Origin of the sequence: Shewanella sp. NKUCC05_KAH, from assembly GCF_019345585.1 — a bacterium.
Classification (GTDB): domain Bacteria; phylum Pseudomonadota; class Gammaproteobacteria; order Enterobacterales; family Shewanellaceae; genus Shewanella; species Shewanella oncorhynchi.
In genome coordinates this window covers 80,039-97,863 of record NZ_JAHKQZ010000017.1, presented here as the reverse complement: position 1 = coordinate 97,863, position 17,825 = coordinate 80,039, and the positions used below count along the sequence as shown (strand labels likewise).

At 46.8% G+C, this 17,825-nt stretch carries 22 protein-coding genes; 13 read left to right on the top strand and 9 right to left on the bottom strand.

The features are described 5' to 3' along the window. Nucleotides 1–19: 19 nt before the first annotated feature. The 5 genes from KO533_RS15745 to KO533_RS15725 all read left to right on the top strand — a co-directional run bounded on the left by KO533_RS15745 (nt 20) and on the right by KO533_RS15725 (nt 4,648). Nucleotides 20–1,237, top strand: coding sequence for a beta-ketoacyl-[acyl-carrier-protein] synthase family protein (locus KO533_RS15745; protein ID WP_219255048.1), 1,218 nt, complete (start codon nt 20–22; stop codon nt 1,235–1,237). Between the two features lie 4 nt (nt 1,238–1,241). After that, nucleotides 1,242–1,775 (top strand): hotdog family protein, encoded by a 534-nt coding sequence (locus tag KO533_RS15740; RefSeq protein ID WP_219255046.1) that lies wholly within the window; start codon nt 1,242–1,244, stop codon nt 1,773–1,775. Between the two features lie 112 nt (nt 1,776–1,887). Continuing rightward, nucleotides 1,888–2,613, top strand: coding sequence for a 3-ketoacyl-ACP reductase FabG2 (locus KO533_RS15735; RefSeq protein WP_219255044.1), 726 nt, complete (start codon nt 1,888–1,890; stop codon nt 2,611–2,613). Continuing rightward, complete coding sequence (locus tag KO533_RS15730) at nt 2,614–3,873, top strand: beta-ketoacyl-ACP synthase (RefSeq protein ID WP_219255042.1); 1,260 nt, start codon at nt 2,614–2,616, stop codon at nt 3,871–3,873. It begins immediately after the preceding gene. 31 nt (nt 3,874–3,904) lie between these two features. Next, a complete protein-coding gene (locus KO533_RS15725) occupies nt 3,905–4,648 on the top strand; it encodes a hypothetical protein (RefSeq protein ID WP_219255040.1) in 744 nt (247 codons plus the stop codon). A gap of 222 nt (nt 4,649–4,870) precedes the next feature. Here the strand turns inward: KO533_RS15725 and KO533_RS15720 are convergent, their stop codons facing one another. Both KO533_RS15720 and KO533_RS15715 read right to left on the bottom strand, forming a co-directional pair. After that, entirely contained in the window at nt 4,871–5,032 is a 162-nt protein-coding gene (locus KO533_RS15720) for a hypothetical protein (RefSeq protein WP_219255080.1), read from the bottom strand. 73 nt (nt 5,033–5,105) lie between these two features. Further along, on the bottom strand, nt 5,106–6,101 hold the full coding sequence (locus tag KO533_RS15715; protein ID WP_219255038.1) for a hypothetical protein: 996 nt from the start codon (nt 6,099–6,101) through the stop codon (nt 5,106–5,108). Nucleotides 6,102–6,673: 572 nt separating this feature from the next. Between KO533_RS15715 and KO533_RS15710 the strand changes: the two genes are divergently transcribed. Continuing rightward, nucleotides 6,674–7,129 carry a GNAT family N-acetyltransferase gene (locus KO533_RS15710; protein WP_219255036.1) on the top strand — a complete coding sequence of 152 codons (456 nt, stop codon included), beginning with the start codon at nt 6,674–6,676 and terminating at the stop codon, nt 7,127–7,129. A gap of 51 nt (nt 7,130–7,180) precedes the next feature. Here KO533_RS15710 and KO533_RS15705 read toward each other — a convergent pair whose 3' ends face one another. Then, nucleotides 7,181–8,368, bottom strand: a complete 1,188-nt coding sequence (locus KO533_RS15705; protein ID WP_219255034.1) for a benzoate/H(+) symporter BenE family transporter — start codon at nt 8,366–8,368, stop codon at nt 7,181–7,183. A gap of 163 nt (nt 8,369–8,531) precedes the next feature. Between KO533_RS15705 and KO533_RS15700 the strand changes: the two genes are divergently transcribed. From KO533_RS15700 to KO533_RS15690, 3 genes are all read left to right on the top strand, one after another. Then, complete coding sequence (locus KO533_RS15700) at nt 8,532–9,107, top strand: XRE family transcriptional regulator (RefSeq protein WP_219255032.1); 576 nt, start codon at nt 8,532–8,534, stop codon at nt 9,105–9,107. A 119-nt stretch (nt 9,108–9,226) separates the two neighbouring features. Further along, entirely contained in the window at nt 9,227–9,550 is a 324-nt protein-coding gene (locus KO533_RS15695; RefSeq protein ID WP_219255030.1) for a rhodanese-like domain-containing protein, read from the top strand. A 75-nt stretch (nt 9,551–9,625) separates the two neighbouring features. Further along, on the top strand, nt 9,626–9,811 hold the full coding sequence (locus KO533_RS15690) for a hypothetical protein (RefSeq protein ID WP_219255028.1): 186 nt from the start codon (nt 9,626–9,628) through the stop codon (nt 9,809–9,811). A 167-nt stretch (nt 9,812–9,978) separates the two neighbouring features. Here KO533_RS15690 and azoR read toward each other — a convergent pair whose 3' ends face one another. The 6 genes from azoR to KO533_RS15660 form a co-directional block, all read right to left on the bottom strand. Then, the gene (gene azoR, locus KO533_RS15685; protein WP_219255026.1) at nt 9,979–10,575 is read right to left on the bottom strand and encodes an FMN-dependent NADH-azoreductase; all 597 of its coding nucleotides are present in this window, start codon (nt 10,573–10,575) and stop codon (nt 9,979–9,981) included. Between the two features lie 181 nt (nt 10,576–10,756). Continuing rightward, the gene (locus KO533_RS15680; protein WP_219255024.1) at nt 10,757–11,194 is read right to left on the bottom strand and encodes a thioesterase domain-containing protein; all 438 of its coding nucleotides are present in this window, start codon (nt 11,192–11,194) and stop codon (nt 10,757–10,759) included. A gap of 93 nt (nt 11,195–11,287) precedes the next feature. Beyond that, nucleotides 11,288–11,725, bottom strand: coding sequence for a D-aminoacyl-tRNA deacylase (dtd, locus tag KO533_RS15675; RefSeq protein ID WP_113941328.1), 438 nt, complete (start codon nt 11,723–11,725; stop codon nt 11,288–11,290). A 16-nt stretch (nt 11,726–11,741) separates the two neighbouring features. Then, a complete protein-coding gene (locus KO533_RS15670) occupies nt 11,742–12,347 on the bottom strand; it encodes a hypothetical protein (RefSeq protein ID WP_168826474.1) in 606 nt (201 codons plus the stop codon). Further along, nucleotides 12,344–13,297 (bottom strand): alpha/beta fold hydrolase, encoded by a 954-nt coding sequence (locus KO533_RS15665; protein WP_168826472.1) that lies wholly within the window; start codon nt 13,295–13,297, stop codon nt 12,344–12,346. The genes KO533_RS15670 and KO533_RS15665 overlap by 4 nt, the downstream gene beginning before the upstream one ends. Before the next feature lie 35 nt (nt 13,298–13,332). Further along, a complete protein-coding gene (locus KO533_RS15660; RefSeq protein ID WP_105251125.1) occupies nt 13,333–14,304 on the bottom strand; it encodes a virulence factor BrkB family protein in 972 nt (323 codons plus the stop codon). A gap of 81 nt (nt 14,305–14,385) precedes the next feature. On the opposite strand from KO533_RS15660, the gene KO533_RS15655 reads away from it, so the two are divergent. The 4 genes from KO533_RS15655 to KO533_RS15640 all read left to right on the top strand — a co-directional run bounded on the left by KO533_RS15655 (nt 14,386) and on the right by KO533_RS15640 (nt 17,451). After that, a complete protein-coding gene (locus tag KO533_RS15655; RefSeq protein ID WP_006079786.1) occupies nt 14,386–14,607 on the top strand; it encodes a hypothetical protein in 222 nt (73 codons plus the stop codon). A gap of 28 nt (nt 14,608–14,635) precedes the next feature. Then, a complete protein-coding gene (locus KO533_RS15650; protein ID WP_105251124.1) occupies nt 14,636–15,289 on the top strand; it encodes a DUF2959 domain-containing protein in 654 nt (217 codons plus the stop codon). Between the two features lie 266 nt (nt 15,290–15,555). Beyond that, complete coding sequence (locus tag KO533_RS15645) at nt 15,556–16,770, top strand: 4Fe-4S binding protein (protein WP_219255022.1); 1,215 nt, start codon at nt 15,556–15,558, stop codon at nt 16,768–16,770. Between the two features lie 264 nt (nt 16,771–17,034). Next, nucleotides 17,035–17,451: a hypothetical protein gene (locus KO533_RS15640; protein ID WP_105251122.1), complete on the top strand. Its 417-nt coding sequence runs from the start codon at nt 17,035–17,037 to the stop codon at nt 17,449–17,451. Nucleotides 17,452–17,825 lie beyond the last annotated feature (374 nt).

The following is a 17,825-nucleotide window of genomic DNA, read 5'->3' as shown; positions in this document are numbered from 1 at the left end:
ATCCGCACTTAACTGTGCCATGGTAAAAAGACACACAATAATGAACAGAGTAGCTATTACACAGATTGGATTGTGTACCCCGCTAGGGCAAGATCCCCAGCAGGTTTTAGGCCGCCTGATCGCCGGTGATACCAGTGCGATGCTGCGCAGTGACACTCTGCTGTTCGAGCATCCAACCTTAGTTGCCCCCGTGACGACAGCGCTACCAACCATTCCCGAAAAACTCATTCAGTTCGATTGCCGTAACAACCAATTACTGCTGTGCGCCGCACTGCAAATTGCGACCACAGTTGAACAAGCGAAACGGGATTTTGGTCATGCCCGTATTGGTGTTGTGCTAGGCACAAGCACGTCAGGGATTTCAAAAGGTGAAGCCGCGCTGAGCTACCGCAATCAACACGGATACTTTCCGGCGGATTACCACTATTTCCAGCAGGAGCTCGGCAGCACCAGCGACTTTTTACGCCAATATTTTGAGCTCGATGGCCCTTGCTACACAATTTCAACCGCCTGCTCATCCAGCGCCAAAGTGTTTGCCAGTGCCAAACGCCTATTACAGGCGAATCTCTGTGATGTTGTGATTGTCGGCGGTGTCGATAGTTTATGCCAACTCACAGTCAATGGTTTTCACGCCTTAGAATCTGTCTCGAAAGGCCACTGCAATCCTTTTAGTATCAACCGTGATGGCATCAATATCGGCGAAGGCGCGGCGCTTTTTGTCCTGACGTTAGGCGAGTCAGAGCTCATGCTAGCGGGTATTGGAGAGTCGAGCGATGCGCACCATATGTCGGCGCCACACCCCGAAGGCGAAGGCGCGATCAAAGCCATGCAAGCGGCGTTGCAAGATGCACACATTGCAGCAAAAGACATTAGTTACATAAACTTACACGGTACAGCCACGCCTAAAAATGATGCGATGGAAAGCCGCGCCCTGGTTGAGGTGTTTGGCGTGAACACGCCCCCTTGTAGCTCGACCAAGCCCTTAGTCGGCCATACCTTAGGTGCCGCTGGCGCCATTGAAGCCGCCTTCTGTTATTTATTACTTTCAGCACATAATCACGGCAAAGCCCTGCCGCCCCACCAATGGGACGGACAAGTCGATCCACAGGATCCGTCCATTGCCTTAGTCGAGCGCCATCAAGTCGCCGCTAAGGGCGCGCTTAATTATGTGATGAGCAATTCCTTCGCCTTTGGCGGCAGTAATGCCAGCCTGATTTTCTGCCGTAACGAGGCCTAGTACCATGCAGTTACTTAAGATTAACCAACCCTTTGCCGAACAGGATATTGCCGATTTTATTCCCCATAGGGCACCGATGATTTTGCTCGATAAAGTCATTGGCTATCGGCGCGATAACCTAGAGACCGAAGTCACTATCACGGCCAAGAGCCCTTATTTCGATGATAAATATCAAGCCGTACCCAATTATGTGGGTATCGAATATATGGCTCAAAGTATTGCCGCCCTTGCTGGGGTTGAGGCAAAGCTTCGCAATGATAAAATCCGCGTTGGGTTTCTATTGGGATCGCGCAAATTAACCTTGTATGCCAAGCAATATGAGCTCGGACGCACCTATCGCACCCAAGTCAGCCGCCTCTATCAAGAGGGATCGGGATTAGCGGTATTCGATTGCCAAATTTATCTGCTGCCCGAAGCCGGCACTGAGCTAGAAAAGAGCTTAGTGGCCCAAGCCAATGTAAATGTGTTCCAACCTCAGGACACACAAGCCTACCTTGCAGGCAATCAAGACGCGGCAAATAGAAGTCTTGGGCACTAAAGCTATGATGTAGATAAAAAAGCCTTAAAGCGCCTTAACAAGCGACCTTTTTACCATAAATACATGAAACCCCATACCGACACATAACGATAAAATGGGGTGGAGAAAACAGATGAATAACAGAGTATTAGTTACCGGTTCGAGCCGCGGCATTGGTAAAGCTATCGCCCTAAAACTCGCCGCTGCTGGTTTCGATATCGCCCTGCATTACCACAGTAACCAAGCAGCTGCCGATGACACTGCCGCGCAAATCCACGCGCTTGGGGTGAATGTGAGCCTGCTGAAATTTGATGTCGCCGACCGCGCCACCGTCAGAGCAGCCATTGAAGCCGATATCGAGGCCAATGGTGCCTATTATGGCGTGATCCTCAATGCTGGCATCAACCGCGACACCGCCTTTCCCGCTATGACAGAAAGCGAGTGGGACAGCGTGATCCACACTAACTTGGACGGTTTTTATAATGTCATCCACCCCTGTGTCATGCCTATGGTACAAGGTAGAAAGGGCGGGCGCATCATCACCTTAGCCTCAGTTTCTGGGATTGCGGGTAACCGTGGCCAAGTGAATTACAGCGCCTCAAAAGCGGGTATTATCGGCGCAACTAAGGCACTGTCATTAGAGCTGGCAAAACGCAAAATTACCGTCAACTGTATCGCTCCCGGCTTGATTGAAACCGACATGGTGGCCGATATTCCTAAGGATATGGTCGAGCAATTAGTGCCGATGCGCCGCATGGGTAAACCCAGTGAAATCGCCGCCTTAGCCGCATTTTTAATGTCTGACGATGCCGCCTATATCACTCGCCAAGTGATATCGGTCAATGGAGGCATGATCTAAATGAGCGAGCCGACAAATCAAACCCGCTTAGGGAAACGAGTGGTCGTCACTGGCATTGGCGGCATTACCGCCCTGGGCCATGATTGGCCGACGATAGCGGCGAGCCTTAAGGCGCAGAAAAACTGTGTCGTCACTATGGGTGACTGGGATAAATACGATGGCCTCAATACTCGTTTAGCTGCGCCCATTAGCGACTTTGAAGTGCCAAGCCATTATTCGCGCAAGAAAATTCGTTCTATGGGTCGGGTTTCTATCATGGCGACCCGCGCCAGTGAACTTGCATTAATCGATGCGGGATTGTTGGACGATCCTATCGTGTCCTCGGGTGAAATGGGTATCGCCTATGGCTCGTCCACTGGCAGTACCGATGCCATCATCGCCTTTGGCGATATGTTGAAAACCGGTGATATGTCGGGCGTCACCGCCACGAGTTATATCCGCATGATGGCACACACCACAGCGGTAAATGTGGGGGTATTTTTCGGCTTAAAGGGCCGAATTCACACCACTAGCAGCGCCTGCACCTCGGGGAGCCAAGGCATAGGTTACGCCTATGAAGCCATCAAATACGGTCATCAAACCTTAATGTTGGCGGGCGGCGGTGAAGAACTCTGCCCCACAGAGGCCGTCGTGTTCGATACCTTATTTGCCACTAGCACTAAAAACAGCACTCCCGAACTCACGCCACGCCCCTTCGATGCGAGCCGTGATGGCCTCGTGATTGGCGAAGGTGCCTGTACGCTGGTGCTTGAAGAGCTCGAACACGCCAAGGCGCGCGGCGCCAAGATTTACGCTGAGTTAGTCGGTTTTGGCACGAATTCAGATGGCCAACACGTCACCCAACCGAATGCGCAGACCATGGAAATCGCCATCAGGTTGGCGCTCAAAGACGCACAGCTTGAGCCTAGCGCCATAGGTTATGTGAACGCCCACGGCACGGCAACGGATCGCGGTGACATCGCCGAAAGCCACGCGACCCATGCAGTTTTTGGTGCTGGTATGCCGATTTCATCCCTTAAAAGCTACACGGGCCACACCTTAGGCGCATGCGGCGCGCTAGAAGCTTGGGTGAGTATTGAGATGATGAATGCGGGCTGGTTTGCGCCGACACTTAATCTTGAAAGTATCGACCCACAATGTGCCGATTTGGACTATATCCGCAACGAACTGCGCCCAATCGACACAGATTATGTGATGAGTAATAATTTCGCCTTTGGCGGCATTAATACCTCGCTGATTTTTAAACGCTGGACCCAATAACAACCTATAAAAACCACATAAGGACATCACTATGAAACCACTGTTTGCAGGTATGCTGCTTAGCATCAGTTTATTAAGCTCGCCTTTATTGGCTGAGGAATATACGGTTGAAACCTATCAAGAAATCTTTAAGGGTGATAACCAATTCAAGCAAAAAGAAGCCATTGAATCACTCACCATCGCTGGTTTAACCGATCCGGCCATTTTTGATGCGCTCGAAGCAAAGCTACTCGCATCTTTGCCCCAAGCCACTGAAAAAAATGCCATTGACTACAGTGCTTGGTTAGTCAAAGGCTTAGCTTATTCAGGCAATGATAAGTACAGCGAAACCATCAACAAGATTGTTAATGGTGATTATCCTAAAAAACTCAAAAAATACGCAGGTCAGGCTTTAGAAAACATAACAATATATAAAAAATGGAATGCGATTCTTGCGGATAAAAGCCAATATACTGCCGATCAAAGTCAGCAAAATAATGCCTTTGCCAATGCCCTACGCAGCAATGATTTAGAATTAATGCGTCTCGCGGCTAAACGCATCATAGATGACCGCCAGTACGATGATTTTATCCTAGCCGTACTCAGTAACGAATTGAAAACACCACGCTTAATGGCCAATGACAAACTCGCCATCGATACCTATGCCAACATGGCAAAAGCGCTAGCTAGTTCGGGGAATACCGCTTACCGCGATGTGATTGAAAATATGGCAACCACGAGCTCAAACAAAAAGCTCAAAAACTACGCCGAGAGTTATTTGAAGAAATACTACTAAACCTGCCCGCTTTACGCTTAATCGAGTAAATCATGGCCGAGCTTATCCTCGGCCATTTTTATATTCGCTTCGATCACTTTTTAAATTACTGTTGGCCTTAGCGTTTGCTGAAATTGCCTATACAGGCTTGCCATGGCATTCACTCACCGACACTGTGAATAGTTTCAAAGTTTATGAACGAGAGCTATGAAAGGCGAAGAGGCTATTAAACATAGATATTGCTCAGAGTGAGGCCAACCATGGTACTGGCTCGACGACACGCAGCAAGTCCATCCTTGGATGCTCGACCGCCCCGTCCATGGGGCGGACGGTCGTCTCGCCAATCACCATGGTTTGCCTTTCGAGCATCAGCATAACCTTAGGTTCAAAGACTAGAGCTAACATTTAGCGATGACAATTTAAAAAAAATAACAAATGCCAATACCACACATTAACAGTTCACTTTTAGTCATCCAATTTACGCAAGTGTTACCACGTCTACTGGCACAACAGGCTCAAAGCCTTTTGTCGGCTTAAAGGACATGTTATGGATAAAATTTCGCATGCTGTCAGAAGGATCTATTAAATCCATATTCAAACTATCCAAAGTGCTCCTTGATACATACACCGACAATATAGTTTGCTCTTCAAGATATCCAGTAACCTTGTTTAACAGCTTATCGGTAGCATTAATCAACACAAACTCGTCAGGCAAGATTGCAAAAGTTTCTCTAGCTACGCGCAGAACTGAACTACATACATAGTCCTGATACAATTCGTTGAACTTACCTACAGGCATTTTCTTAACTGACAATTTACCGCTTTTAAGCAACGATTTTTGCTCATTTGGAATAATATCTGCGCCACGAATATTTATATTTATGGTTAGAAGATAATTCTCCAATACTGAAAAATGCAAACTAGAACCTAAAGTGTCTAACTCGCTAAAAGGATTAAGCTCTTTGATCGTGTTAATTCTTGCTTCTGGCTCACCAGCTATAAGCAAATTAGCTTGCTCAACACTTTCCGCCCACTCTTTATAATTCTGCTGCCACTTTTCAAGTGACAACTCAAAATTAATTTGATCTTGCTTTTTAGCAGACTCAATTGCGACATCTAGAACTCTCAGCTTGTTTTCAATACGTTTAAATAAACGGTCAAAAAAACTCGGTTGATATTGTTCTTTTTGACTAATCGCCTCCGACTCTAATCCTTTGATGAAAATAGGTTTATTCGGTTCTGCTATAACTGCAACTTTTTCCCAATTAATGCTATCACCACACTCTTTGTGCATCGATTGAACAATTTCTATATAATTTTCAAAAAATTCTACATCATACGCGGCCTGTTCTAACCCTTGCATTTTTGCATATTCTTTATGTCTAAGTGCTAGCTCTCTCTGAGACTTTTTAGCATTTCGTTCGACTTTTTTAGCAGCTGCATTGATTGCTCTAACAGTACCTTTCCACCCCATATCCACCTCTGTTAATTATAATTATTGCTAACGTATTAGTAGTTATTCGCCGCGCTAAATTTGGGGGAATTCATGACGTTGATTTACTGCACTCCGCCCCTAAATTCAGGCTAAAACTCCTACCACAGGCAGAAACAGGACAACTACTCTTTTATGCTTTAAGGACGATCAGACAACTCTAAAGTCAAAAGAATATACCATCACCTCGGAGTTGCCGCAGGGCGAATAGACAAATTGCGTGAGTTCGGTCATGGATGACCGACTAGCTTTCGCAGGTGCAGGGACGCATCCTTCGGAAGCGATAGCAAATTTGTCAATGAGCACAAGGGGCTTTCAACTCCGTTGGGGACGCCGGGGGATATCCAAAAGGGGAACAGGCGCTTTTCCCCTTTTGGTCGGGTGTGGGGTGAAGCCCCACGACTTTGATTCTGGGTTTAGCTTTAGCTAAAGATAAAAACTCTTGGCCTACCCTTTGCTTATCCACCGCAGCGTTTACCCCTAAAAAGAACTAAACGCGATAACACTATGATGGATAAGCAACAACAGAGGGAGTTTCAATCTTGAGAAAGACGATGAAAATTATACTAGATGATCTAAAAGGGCCTGAAATTGCAGCACTTTTAACAGAACACCTCGACGATATGCGGGCAACCTCTCCGCCCGAAAGCGTTCACGCATTAGATCTTGATGGCCTACGTCAGCCCAATATTCGCTTTTGGACCCTGTGGGATGGCAATAATTTAGCGGGCTGCGGTGCACTAAAATGGTTAGATGCCGAGCACGCGGAGATCAAATCCATGCGCACCGCGGTGCCCTATAAACAACAGGACATAGCGTCTAAGATATTGCAGCACCTGATCAACGACGCTAAAGCTGCTGGCATTAAACGCCTGAATCTAGAGACAGGTTCGATGGACTTCTTTAACCCCGCCCGAATGCTCTACACCAAATTTGGTTTTGAAATCTGTGGCCCCTTCGCCGATTATCGACTCGACCCCAATAGCGTGTTTATGACGAAGAAAATCTAAAAAACATGCGCCTTAGTCTTTGAAATTCATCTCTAAGGCGCTTTGCTGCAGTTAAGTATTCGCTCGCTTAACTACTGATGCAGTTCTGTGCCCGTTCCACCAATGGATAATAAACCCAAGCAACAACCCCCAAAATGCGCTGCCGATGCCCAGCACACTAAAACCCGATGCAGTGACCAAGAAAGTGATCACCGCCACTTCACGATCTTCGGTTTTAGCCAATGCGGCGGTCAGACTATTGGCAATAGTGCCGAGCAGGGCTAATCCGGCGATGGCTAGTACTAACTCCTTCGGGAAAGCGGAAAACAGTCCAACCACAGTGGCGCCGAGTAACCCAGTGATAAAGTAAAACACCCCGCCCCATACCGCCGCCAAGTAGCGGGTCGCGGGATTCGGGTCAGCTTCTTTACCCATACAAATCGCGGCTGTGATGGCGGATAAGTTAAAAGCAAAACCGCCAAAGGGCGCGAGAATAACCCCGATGAATCCTGTAGTCGTGATCAAAGGTGAAATGGGCGGCCTGTAGCCATTACCGTGCAGCGCAGCAACGCCCGGCATATTTTGCGAGGCCATAGTCACCACAAACAGCGGCAGCGCCACGCCAATAATACTCGCCAGCGAAAACTCAGGCGTAGTCCACACTGGCATCGCCAATTGCAGCTGAACGGCATCTAACTTGAGCAAATCTAATTGAAAACTCATGCCTATACCCACCAGCAAGGTCAGCAAGATGATGTAGCGCGGCGCAAAAGGCTTAACGACGACAAACACCAACAGCATGATTAATATGAGGCTCAGCTGGGTTTGCATCGCCTGAAATAGCCCTAGGCCAAATTGCAATAAAATCCCCGCTAACATGGCTGAAGCGACTGACTGCGGCATGATACGAATAAGTTTATCCATCCAGCCCGCCACCCCGCAAAGAGTGATTAAAATCGAACTCACCAGAAAAGCGCCTATGGCTTGATTGACGCTCAATCCCGCAAGGCTTGTCACCATCAGCGCCGCGCCCGGTGTAGACCAAGCCGTTAGAATAGGATTCTTGTAGTAAAGCGATAACCCTATGCTAGTCACGCCCATGCCCACACCTAAAGCCCACAGCCATGAACTGATCTGTGCTGGTGTCGCCCCCACAGCCTCCGCCGCTTGAAAGATGATCACAGCAGAGCTGCTATAACCCACTAATACCGCAATAAATCCCGCTGATATTTTTGATAAACTCCCTGCATCTCGCCACATATCCACTCCCTTTCTCTGCAATTGATGTCGCCATTACTTTGTGCGCTATAACTTATAAAATGAACAAGATAGCTTTTGTGCGCTATAACGTACGAGATGGACAAGATAACATCTGTGCGTTATAACGTACAAACTAAATTTTCATAAAAATGATGGGGCCATTGTGCAGACGATAAACAGCTATCTCGCCACCACGCTTAAAGCACTTCGCAACCAAAAGGGATGGAGTTTAGATAAAGCCGCCCAAGAGACGGGCGTTAGTAAGGCCATGATAGGACAAATCGAGCGCGGTGAATCAAGCCCAACCATTGCGACGCTATGGAAAATAGCCAGTGGATTCAATATCTCGCTGTCGACCTTTCTCGAACCCACACCCCAGAGCCAAGGCGCAGTATTCCGTAAGCCCGACGAGTTACGCCAACAACCCGCCACCGACGGCATGCTAGTCGCCTCACTCTTCCCCTTTGAAGAGCGCTTCGGTTTTGAGATGTTTGAACTCACCCTACAGCCAAACTATGAGCGCCTTTCTGAGCCCCATGAAACGGGTGTCACTGAGCATGTCATTGTCTTGAGCGGTACTATGGAAGTGCTAGTCGATGGCGAGTGGCAAACACTCAAGCAAGGTGAAGCGGTACGATTTGCGGCCGACAAACCCCATGGCTATCGCAATCTAAACGAGCAAGCCGTGGTATTCCACGACATCATTCACTATCAAAGAGCTAATGTGTCTAGCCTCTAACTACTTGTCTAGTGCCAGTAATGCCAAAAACCATTCACTGCCGATAATCTGCAGTGCTTGCACTCACCAATCCATTAGAATAAACTTATTGAAAATTCTCTAATGGTAGGGGCAATGCTATGTTTCAATCTTTACTGGCTAAGTTATCCGGCAGCCACTCGGGCGAAAAATGTTGGCAATTGATTGAACAAGGCGCACGAGTGATTGATGTGCGTTCACCAGAGGAATTCGCCTCAGGTCATTTGCCCCAAGCCATTAATGTCCCGCTGCCAATGCTCGACCAATGGTTACATCAAGTCGACAATAAACAGCATCCATTCGTGCTCTACTGTGGCGCAGGGATTCGAGCGCAAAAGGGCTGCGACATTCTCAAGGCCAATGGCTTTAGCTGCGTGGTAAATGGCGGTTCGCTTAAAGATTTAGTCTGCTGCCAGCCGAGCTAATTTAAGCCTTGGTTGTGCGGCGCTAATCAGGCCAGTCTGTATATTGTGATGACGTAGATATCTGCGAGGTGGTGTATGCATAAAACAAATCATGCCAAAACGTTACAGTTTGAAGCCACACAGAGTAACACTGCTGAAAAGCCGCTTGAAACTGAACGCCATACACGCTTTAGCATCAGTCGTAATCGCGACCAAGCCAGCACTAAGGTGCGTTATGTTGAGACAAGCACCCTAGCCAAAGGCTGCAGCCTTTGCGAATAAACAGCTTAGCGTGCCACTTAAACCTAGCCGCTCGAGTCTAGTTGCTCAAACCTAGCCACTTAAGCAAAGCGTGCTTAGCTGAAATGGACATACAAAAATGCCAGCCTATTAAAGGCTGGCATTATTTATTCAGCTAAATCAAATGACTCAGCTAATCAATGGGACAATTAAGCTTTCAGCTGATCGATACTGTGTTTCGCTTCGCTCATGCCTTTGTCGTGGGCTTCAGGGCCCATGTTCAACGCTTCGGCGTAAACCACTTCAACATTGGTGATACCCATAAAGCCTAAAACCGTTTTCAAGTAAGGTACAACGTGATCCGTTGGGCCATCTTTGTGAGCGCCGCCACGGGTCGTCACTAACACAGCGCGTTTACCTTCCACTAATCCTTTTGGACCTGTTTCAGTGTAAGTAAAAGTCACACCGGCACGGGCGACAAAATCGATCCAGTTTTTAAGTTGAACCGGAATCGTAAAGTTGTACATAGGTGCAGCGATAACAATCGTATCGTTCGCTTTTAATTCAGCGACTAAGGTATCTGATAAGGCGAGCATTTCTTGCTGACGTGCGGATAATTCTGCACCACCGCGTAACCCAGAAGCGATTTCACCGTCTACCATAGGCAGTACGTCTTTACCGCCTAAATCACGTACTGTAATAGCGGCACCTTGGGTTTCCCAGTGGCTCGCTAAGTGGTCAATTAACACGGCAGATTGTGAATAACCGCCAAGAATGCTTGATTTTAAAATTAAGACTTTAGACATAATCTGCTCCGAAAATAGGTAAATGACTCAGAGTCAGATGGAATATCTCAACTCTATGACGCTAGTGTATTAGCCCATAAAAAAGAAATAAAGCGGATAAAATCTGAGATTAGCTTCGATTTTTTAGAAAGGTTATACGTCACCTTCGACGTACAGATACACTAAGTTGTTTTCGACGCATTCATGCTTTCGACGTACTAACATACAGGCCTTCAAAAACCGCACACAATGAATCCATACAATACAATTGCACTTCCAGCTTCACCTTAACTCTGCGCCCCCTTTGTAACGGACTGAGATCCACATCTGGCCATTGTACTTTTACCACAGGGTCACAAGTCACAGGAGCAAGATAACGAATATGGGCATCGGCGAGCACAATATCACCCGCCACGCCCACCAACTGTTGATTTAGCCACACGCCCCCCCACCCTGTTAAGGTCATCAAGGTATAAATGCTGCCCGCAAACATGGTCTGATGCAGATTAATATTGGGCGTCATCGGCGCTGTGACTCGAAATTCTCCCTCGCTGTAATCGAGTGGCATTATCTGCATAAACTCGCTAACGGGGATCGTACTGTGCCAAGTCTGGCGTAATTTAATGAGTAATTGATCCATGTGCATTCCCTAATACTCCCTCTTGGTACAAGCGACATTGATTATGCCTAGCCCCCCATCACCTAGACCCCTAGATAAACATCACGATAGAAGCTACACCTGCAGATTAAAGGTCACTGGGCCATCATTGACTAAGGACACTTGCATATCGGCGCCGAACTGTCCGGTTTCTGTGTGAACGCCCTTAGCGCGGCAGAATGCGACAAACTCTTCATACAAGCCTAAGGCTTGATCCGGCGTACCTGCCCCTGAAAAACTCGGCCTCAAGCCTCGGCCTGTATCAGCGGCTAAGGTAAATTGTGACACGACTAATAAAGACCCACCGACTTGTTCTAGATTGAGATTCATCTTGCCATTTTCATCGGAAAAAACGCGATAACTCATGACTTTAGTCGCCAACTTTTCCATCTTCTCGCGGGTATCTTCTTGCTCGACACCGAGCAGAACCAACAAGCCTTTATTGATTTCACCTAGGGTTTGGTTATCAACCACTACACTGGCGCGACTCACTCTTTGAATTAACGCAATCACAACTTTTCCTTTTAGATTAAGGCTTAACGGGAACCATTTGCGGCATTAGCGGGAGCGGGCGGATATATTGCTCTACGCCATCAGGCAAAGATTGTACGACCTGCGCTAAGCCGCCATTAGTCCACAGCATAAAACGACGTAACTCTTCTATTTCAATACGGTCGGCAAAGGTCACTGTACCTTGCACTTGGATCACTGCGCCTTGGTCCAGCAACACAAACTTGGCAAAATTAAGCTTCTGATTCAAGGTGCCAATCACGGCAGGCAACTCTTGGCTGGCCTGCAATTGCGGATGCACTGCATAGAAGCGATTCATTAAAATACGGTCAATGCCCGCCGAATTGATACTCGGCTCAAGCAAGAATTGGTTATTGCCAAACTGCACAGCCACTTTAGTCGGCGCAACTTGGGTGGCCAGATAATTTGCGTTAATCAGCGCTTGGTACAAGCGATCAGCGGCAGTTTCATTGGTCAACCCACCGAGTTCAACAACTTTGGGCGCGACAGGGGCACTCACGACCTCCTGAGTCGCCACTTGATCAATCGCGCTGGTTTGCGAGGGCGCCGTAGCGGCACAGGCGGTTAATCCGAGTAAACTGGCACTGATGAGCAATGTTTTCATTGTATTTCCCTTTGATGTATCCACGACCACATAGCATGGATTTCTGCTGTAACCGCCAAAAACAAAGACTCACTATTGAGCATATGTCCGCCATCGACAACAGATTGAATTGTAATAGCATGCTCCAACCCAGCCAAAAAATCGCGTAATAGCGTCGCTGGGCAAATCGCATCCTGCATTCCTTGCAATAACACACTACGCGCCTTCACTCTAGGCGTCACGCGCTGTAACACATTCATGGCATTGAAGTAATTATGTCGAGCAAAGTGTAACTCGATATTGGCTAATGCTAATACGGATTCGGGTAACAGCCTTGGTAGCACTAACCTCGCCCCCGCAAGCTGCAACTCCCACTGTACCCAACGCCGCGCAAAATGGTATCGCACATTTTCATCTGCCGATGCCAAACCTTGATGGTACGAATCCAGCAGTTCAGTCAGCGATAACTGAACCGGAAAAATGTCATTGAAGAGTCGATAAGCAGCAGGTTGCAATTTTGCAGCGCCGTCAGCGCCATAGAGCCAGTCGAGACCTTCTTTGGATGGAATAAATAACGCCCACAGTACCTGTGCAATCACCCGCTCTGGGAATAATCCGCTGTAAATTAAGCCTAATGTGGCCCCAAAAGAGCCACCTGCTAAACACCAACGCTCAATACCCAATGCGAGGCGAATCGCCTCAATATCGCTAATCAAACCAGTGAGATGGTTGTTGGCTAAATCGCCAAAGGGTAAAGATTGTCCAGAACCGCGTTGATCTAAAAGCAAAATCCAATATTGATCGCCATTAAATAAAGCTAAATCACCGATATCACAACCCGCTCCTGGACCGCCGTGCAAATACAGCAGTGGGATACCTTGTGGATTACCGTATTGCGCCAGATGCAATTGCTGACCATTGCCAACGTTAAACCAGTCGCGACGGATAAAAGATGGGAAGGATTCAGGCATTCAGTGTCATCGCCATTAATAATCCTCTAATGGGGTCATTCAGATTTAGCCACCGCCTTGAGTGCCGTCACCTCAGCCGAAGTTAACACCGCAGCGGAATTATCTTGGGAGGCGTTTTCTAGGGGCTTAGCATTCAGAACGGTTTCGTCATCATCTGAGCTCGACTCATAATCTAAATACTCAGGCATAGCGGCGGTAATTTCCGCGCCGAGTAATACTATCATCCACGATAAATACACCCAGACAAAGATAATGGGGATCACGGCTAAAGCACCATAAATCGCTTCATAACTCGGAAACTGAGTGACATACAAAGCAAAGGCTTTTTTACCTAACTCAAACAAGATTGCGGCAACAATCGCCCCTAATAGTGCATGTAAAAACTTCACTTTTTGATTAGGCACCACCATATACAACAACAAAAATGCCGCCACAGAGAAAAGCATAGGTAAACGCTCAAGAAACACAGGCACCACACCCGACAACTGACCGTCAAAGACCTTCAATGACACCACGTAGGAAGTGGCGACCAAACTGGCCCCCACCAATACCGGGCCCAAAGTGATGACCATCCAATACATAGAAAAAGCCACCACCACTGAACGCTTCTCTTTAGTGCGCCAAATGTTATTAAGCGATTTATCAATGGCAGAAATCAGCAAAATGGCAACCACGACTAAGGCCGCAATCCCGACCGCAGTCCCCTTAGAGGCATTGGCCACAAACTCATTGATATACACTTGCACAGTATCGCCAGCGGCGGGTAAAAAATTCTGATAAACGAAACCTTCTATCTGTCCACGTATCCCCTTAAATACCGGAAAAGCTGACAGCATAGACATAGTCACCGCCACCATAGGCACGAGTGACAACAGTGTGACATAGGCTAAATGTCCGGCGCGGATATTGATTTGATCTTCAACTAAACGCCGTCTCAAATGCAGCAGGAAGTGCCAGATCCCGAGGAATAAGGCGCGAATTTGTGCCAGTTCTATCTTCTTAGTCACGGGTTTCTCTTGATTCTGTTGGTATAGACTCGTTATCTTCGTACAATAAACACTTAATTTACAAGTCTAAGGAGTGAATTGATGTCTCAACAAGGATCTGCAGGTAACGTTATTTCCGCGATTGCTAGCCTATTTTTTCCTGGGCTAGGCCAATTATTGCAAGGCCGAATAATGGCCGCACTGTTATTTTTCATTATCACAGTGGTGGGTTATGCCCTCTGGTGGCTGATTGTGCCCGCGGTAATAGGTGCTATCTTTCATCTGTGGAGCATTATCGATGCGGCGCGATTTAAAGCCGATTAATTAATTTCATTCAGCGACGGAACACCCAATGAAAAGACTGATAGCTTCAGGGCTGATTGCCACAAGTCTCCTGCTTAGTGGTTGCCAGAGTGCCTACTACGGCGCAATGGAAAAGGTCGGTTACCATAAACGCGATATTATGGTCGACAGAGTTAAAGATGCGAAAAAATCCCAACAGGATGCTCAAAAAGAGTTCAGCTCTGCCCTAGAAGAAATGCAAGCACTGCTCAATTACAGTGATGGCAACTTAGAAAAAGCCTATAGCAGAGCCAAAGATGAATACGAATCGGCTCAAAGTGCCGCCGACAACGTCAGCAACCGCATCAATAAAGTCGAAGATGTAGCCGAAGCACTGTTCGATGAGTGGCAAAATGAAATTAGCGAGATCAGTAAAGCTAATCTACGCCGCAACAGTGAAGCTAAACTCAAAGAAACGCGCCGCGCCTATGAACAATTGATTAAAAGTATGCGCCGTGCCGAGTCGAAAATGCCGCCGATACTCACCGCTATGAAAGACAATATGCTGTATCTAAAGCATAACTTGAACGCCCAAGCCATTGGTGCGATTAAAAGCGAATTTGCGAGTCTGCAAACCGATATTTCGGCCCTGATTAAAGAGATGAACACCTCGATTAACGAATCGAGCAAATTTATCGAAGCACTCGAAAAATCAAAAAATTAATCCAAATGCCCTACTGAATTCCTAAGCCCTAGCAAACTAAATTGCTAGGGCTTTTTATTTTTCGTGTGACCTCACCCTCTGTCCCTGCAAGCCATACTTTATTTGTGCAAGACTAAAACACTTAGCTTTGTGAGCTATGGCGCGCTTTAATTGATTGATAGCGCGAATCTTAGATCTGACGCACAATTTCACTTATTACTCAAAAACTTATCCTCAGTTCACCACTCAGAGCCTGTACTTGTAACTTATTAGCTGTATTCATCACTATGACTTTTATCGAATCACTCACGCTGATGTTGGCACTCATGTATCTCGCCTCCCTCAGCTATTGGAGCGGCCAGAAATGGGGCGCGGTCGCCACACTGTTGCTCAGTATCGGTGCGGTGGCAATGAGTCTTTATTGGCCACTGGCTCTCGGGCTTCTTATTGCACTGCCACTGATGCTACTTGGGCATAAATTTGCGCCTGATGCACTCAAGGGTGAAATTAAAATCAATACCCTTCGTGAAGGGACTCAACATGTCTTAGCGCTATCGCTCTTGCTGGTTGCCATACAATACACAATCAATACCGTACTGCTTAAGCAAGGAATCACACCTTGGCTAATGCGCCCAGACGTAGTCGATGCCTTTTTACCGATTGCGGGTGGCATTGAGCTTAAAGCCATTATCAGCCTCAATTTGTGGGATCAAACCCATCCTGCGGCAGCAGTCATGCTAGCGGCGGTATTACTCACAGGTTTACTCTGCAAGCGGGCATTTTGCGGTTGGGCTTGCCCATTAGGTCTGGCAGGGGAATATCTGTATTCCTTTAGAAAACGCTTTATTAAATCAGATCTTACACCACCCGCTTGGCTAGATTGGCCACTGCGAATGTTGAAATATCTATTACTCCTAGCACTTTGCTACATAGTCATTGGTATGCCAGCACAATCCATCCCCCATTATCTTGAAGGTAATTATCATAAGATTGCCGACTTGAAGATGGCATTGTTCTTCCTAACACCCAGCCTAATCACGCTACTGGTATTTGCGCTGATCCTCGCTTTAGCTGCATGGCGTCGTCAGGGATTCTGCCGTTACTTGTGTCCCTATGGTGCTATGCTTGGGATCTTAAGCTTTGCGAGCCCATTAAAAATCCGCCGCAATACCCAGCACTGCCTTATCGAAGCAAAAGGGATGAAATGCGACAAGTGTACCCGCGCTTGCCCAGCAAACATCATAGTGCACACTAAAACCACGATTCGCAGTGACGAGTGCCAAGCCTGCATGCGCTGTGTCGCGGCTTGCCCTAAATCCGCCGCCCTCGGCCTTGGGCTGAAATCAGGCCATAGACTCGGTCATAAGGGATTGCTCGCATTAGTGCTTATCGCATTATTTATCCTACCGCTGGGCGCTTACTTAGCAGGTTTCTGGCATAGCCAAACACCAGACAACATCCGCATGGAATTGATCCAAGTGATTAATAGAATTGGGCACTAGAACACCTAAAATGACACATATGATGGGATCCAATTGCGATGGAATAAAACACTAACGAAATTGAAAAACAGCAGCAGATAAGACTAGAAAACCTCAAAATGGAAACCTTTAGGTACAACTAAAGGTTTACCCACTTAGTAGGAATAATCTGAAAGGATTAAAATAAAATCATATAGAACAGATGCTTAATTGACACGAAATCTAATTACTGGTCTAATTCGCGCGCATTTAATAAAGGAATGTATTAACCAAAGGAATTATTGTGTGAAAAAATCATTATTGATCGCTCTTACTGCTCTACCATTATTTGCTTATGCTGGCCCATTCGATTCAATCGTTAAATCAGCAACTCAATCTGTCACTGACACAGTGAATGATACGGCAACCAATGCGTTAGACAGCGCAACGAATGAAGCGATTAAAAATACATTCGGCATTAAAGAAGGCTCAACCAAGCAAACAATCACTGAAAAATTAGGTGCGCCTGCTAGCACTTATAATGAAGCGGATCTAGAAGTTTGGGCCTATGATCTTAGTGCGTTAAATGCAGCTTCTCCAATGCTGGCAGAAACCACTAAGACTTTGCTCAAAGATAATGAAGTCGCTCAGAAAAATGTGACTATCAGCTTCAAAGGTGAAAGTGTCAATGCGGTAAAACTGGCAGATAAAGCTAAATCATAAGCTTGACTGCTCACTCGATAGGGCTCTAAGTCCTATCGAGTATCCCGACGTCCTCGGTCGCACCACAGCGATGATAGGCGTCAGCAATAAAGCCACAGCCAAGTAATACTATCCAGAAAAGACCTCACCTGCCGCCCAGTGACACACTCAGCTAACGCAATCCAGTAACCTCTCATCAGCAGTCACTGCTAAGCAATACCAACAAGCTTTGCCTGATTTTGAATAATCCCAGCAGGCTTGTGTTAAATAATACTTGGGCTAAATGATACATTAAGTGAATGCAAAACAATTTTGTCTCACAGACCATACTGCACTGCAGTATTTTTAATATATACGTCATAAAATTGATTACAATCAGGCAACAGCTAGACTTT

Coding starts and splice junctions, on each gene's coding strand:
- KO533_RS15690 (WP_219255028.1), top strand. CDS start 9,626: ATGCATAAAACAAATCATGCCAAAACGTTACAGTTTGAAGCCACACAG.
- KO533_RS15740 (WP_219255046.1), top strand. CDS start 1,242: ATGCAGTTACTTAAGATTAACCAACCCTTTGCCGAACAGGATATTGCC.
- azoR (WP_219255026.1), bottom strand. CDS start 10,575: ATGTCTAAAGTCTTAATTTTAAAATCAAGCATTCTTGGCGGTTATTCA.
- KO533_RS15715 (WP_219255038.1), bottom strand. CDS start 6,101: ATGGGGTGGAAAGGTACTGTTAGAGCAATCAATGCAGCTGCTAAAAAA.
- KO533_RS15705 (WP_219255034.1), bottom strand. CDS start 8,368: ATGTGGCGAGATGCAGGGAGTTTATCAAAAATATCAGCGGGATTTATT.
- KO533_RS15670 (WP_168826474.1), bottom strand. CDS start 12,347: ATGAAAACATTGCTCATCAGTGCCAGTTTACTCGGATTAACCGCCTGT.
- KO533_RS15720 (WP_219255080.1), bottom strand. CDS start 5,032: ATGTTAGCTCTAGTCTTTGAACCTAAGGTTATGCTGATGCTCGAAAGG.
- KO533_RS15695 (WP_219255030.1), top strand. CDS start 9,227: ATGTTTCAATCTTTACTGGCTAAGTTATCCGGCAGCCACTCGGGCGAA.
- KO533_RS15745 (WP_219255048.1), top strand. CDS start 20: ATGGTAAAAAGACACACAATAATGAACAGAGTAGCTATTACACAGATT.
- KO533_RS15735 (WP_219255044.1), top strand. CDS start 1,888: ATGAATAACAGAGTATTAGTTACCGGTTCGAGCCGCGGCATTGGTAAA.
- KO533_RS15725 (WP_219255040.1), top strand. CDS start 3,905: ATGAAACCACTGTTTGCAGGTATGCTGCTTAGCATCAGTTTATTAAGC.
- KO533_RS15710 (WP_219255036.1), top strand. CDS start 6,674: ATGAAAATTATACTAGATGATCTAAAAGGGCCTGAAATTGCAGCACTT.
- KO533_RS15650 (WP_105251124.1), top strand. CDS start 14,636: ATGAAAAGACTGATAGCTTCAGGGCTGATTGCCACAAGTCTCCTGCTT.
- KO533_RS15645 (WP_219255022.1), top strand. CDS start 15,556: ATGACTTTTATCGAATCACTCACGCTGATGTTGGCACTCATGTATCTC.
- KO533_RS15665 (WP_168826472.1), bottom strand. CDS start 13,297: ATGCCTGAATCCTTCCCATCTTTTATCCGTCGCGACTGGTTTAACGTT.
- KO533_RS15655 (WP_006079786.1), top strand. CDS start 14,386: ATGTCTCAACAAGGATCTGCAGGTAACGTTATTTCCGCGATTGCTAGC.
- KO533_RS15730 (WP_219255042.1), top strand. CDS start 2,614: ATGAGCGAGCCGACAAATCAAACCCGCTTAGGGAAACGAGTGGTCGTC.
- KO533_RS15680 (WP_219255024.1), bottom strand. CDS start 11,194: ATGGATCAATTACTCATTAAATTACGCCAGACTTGGCACAGTACGATC.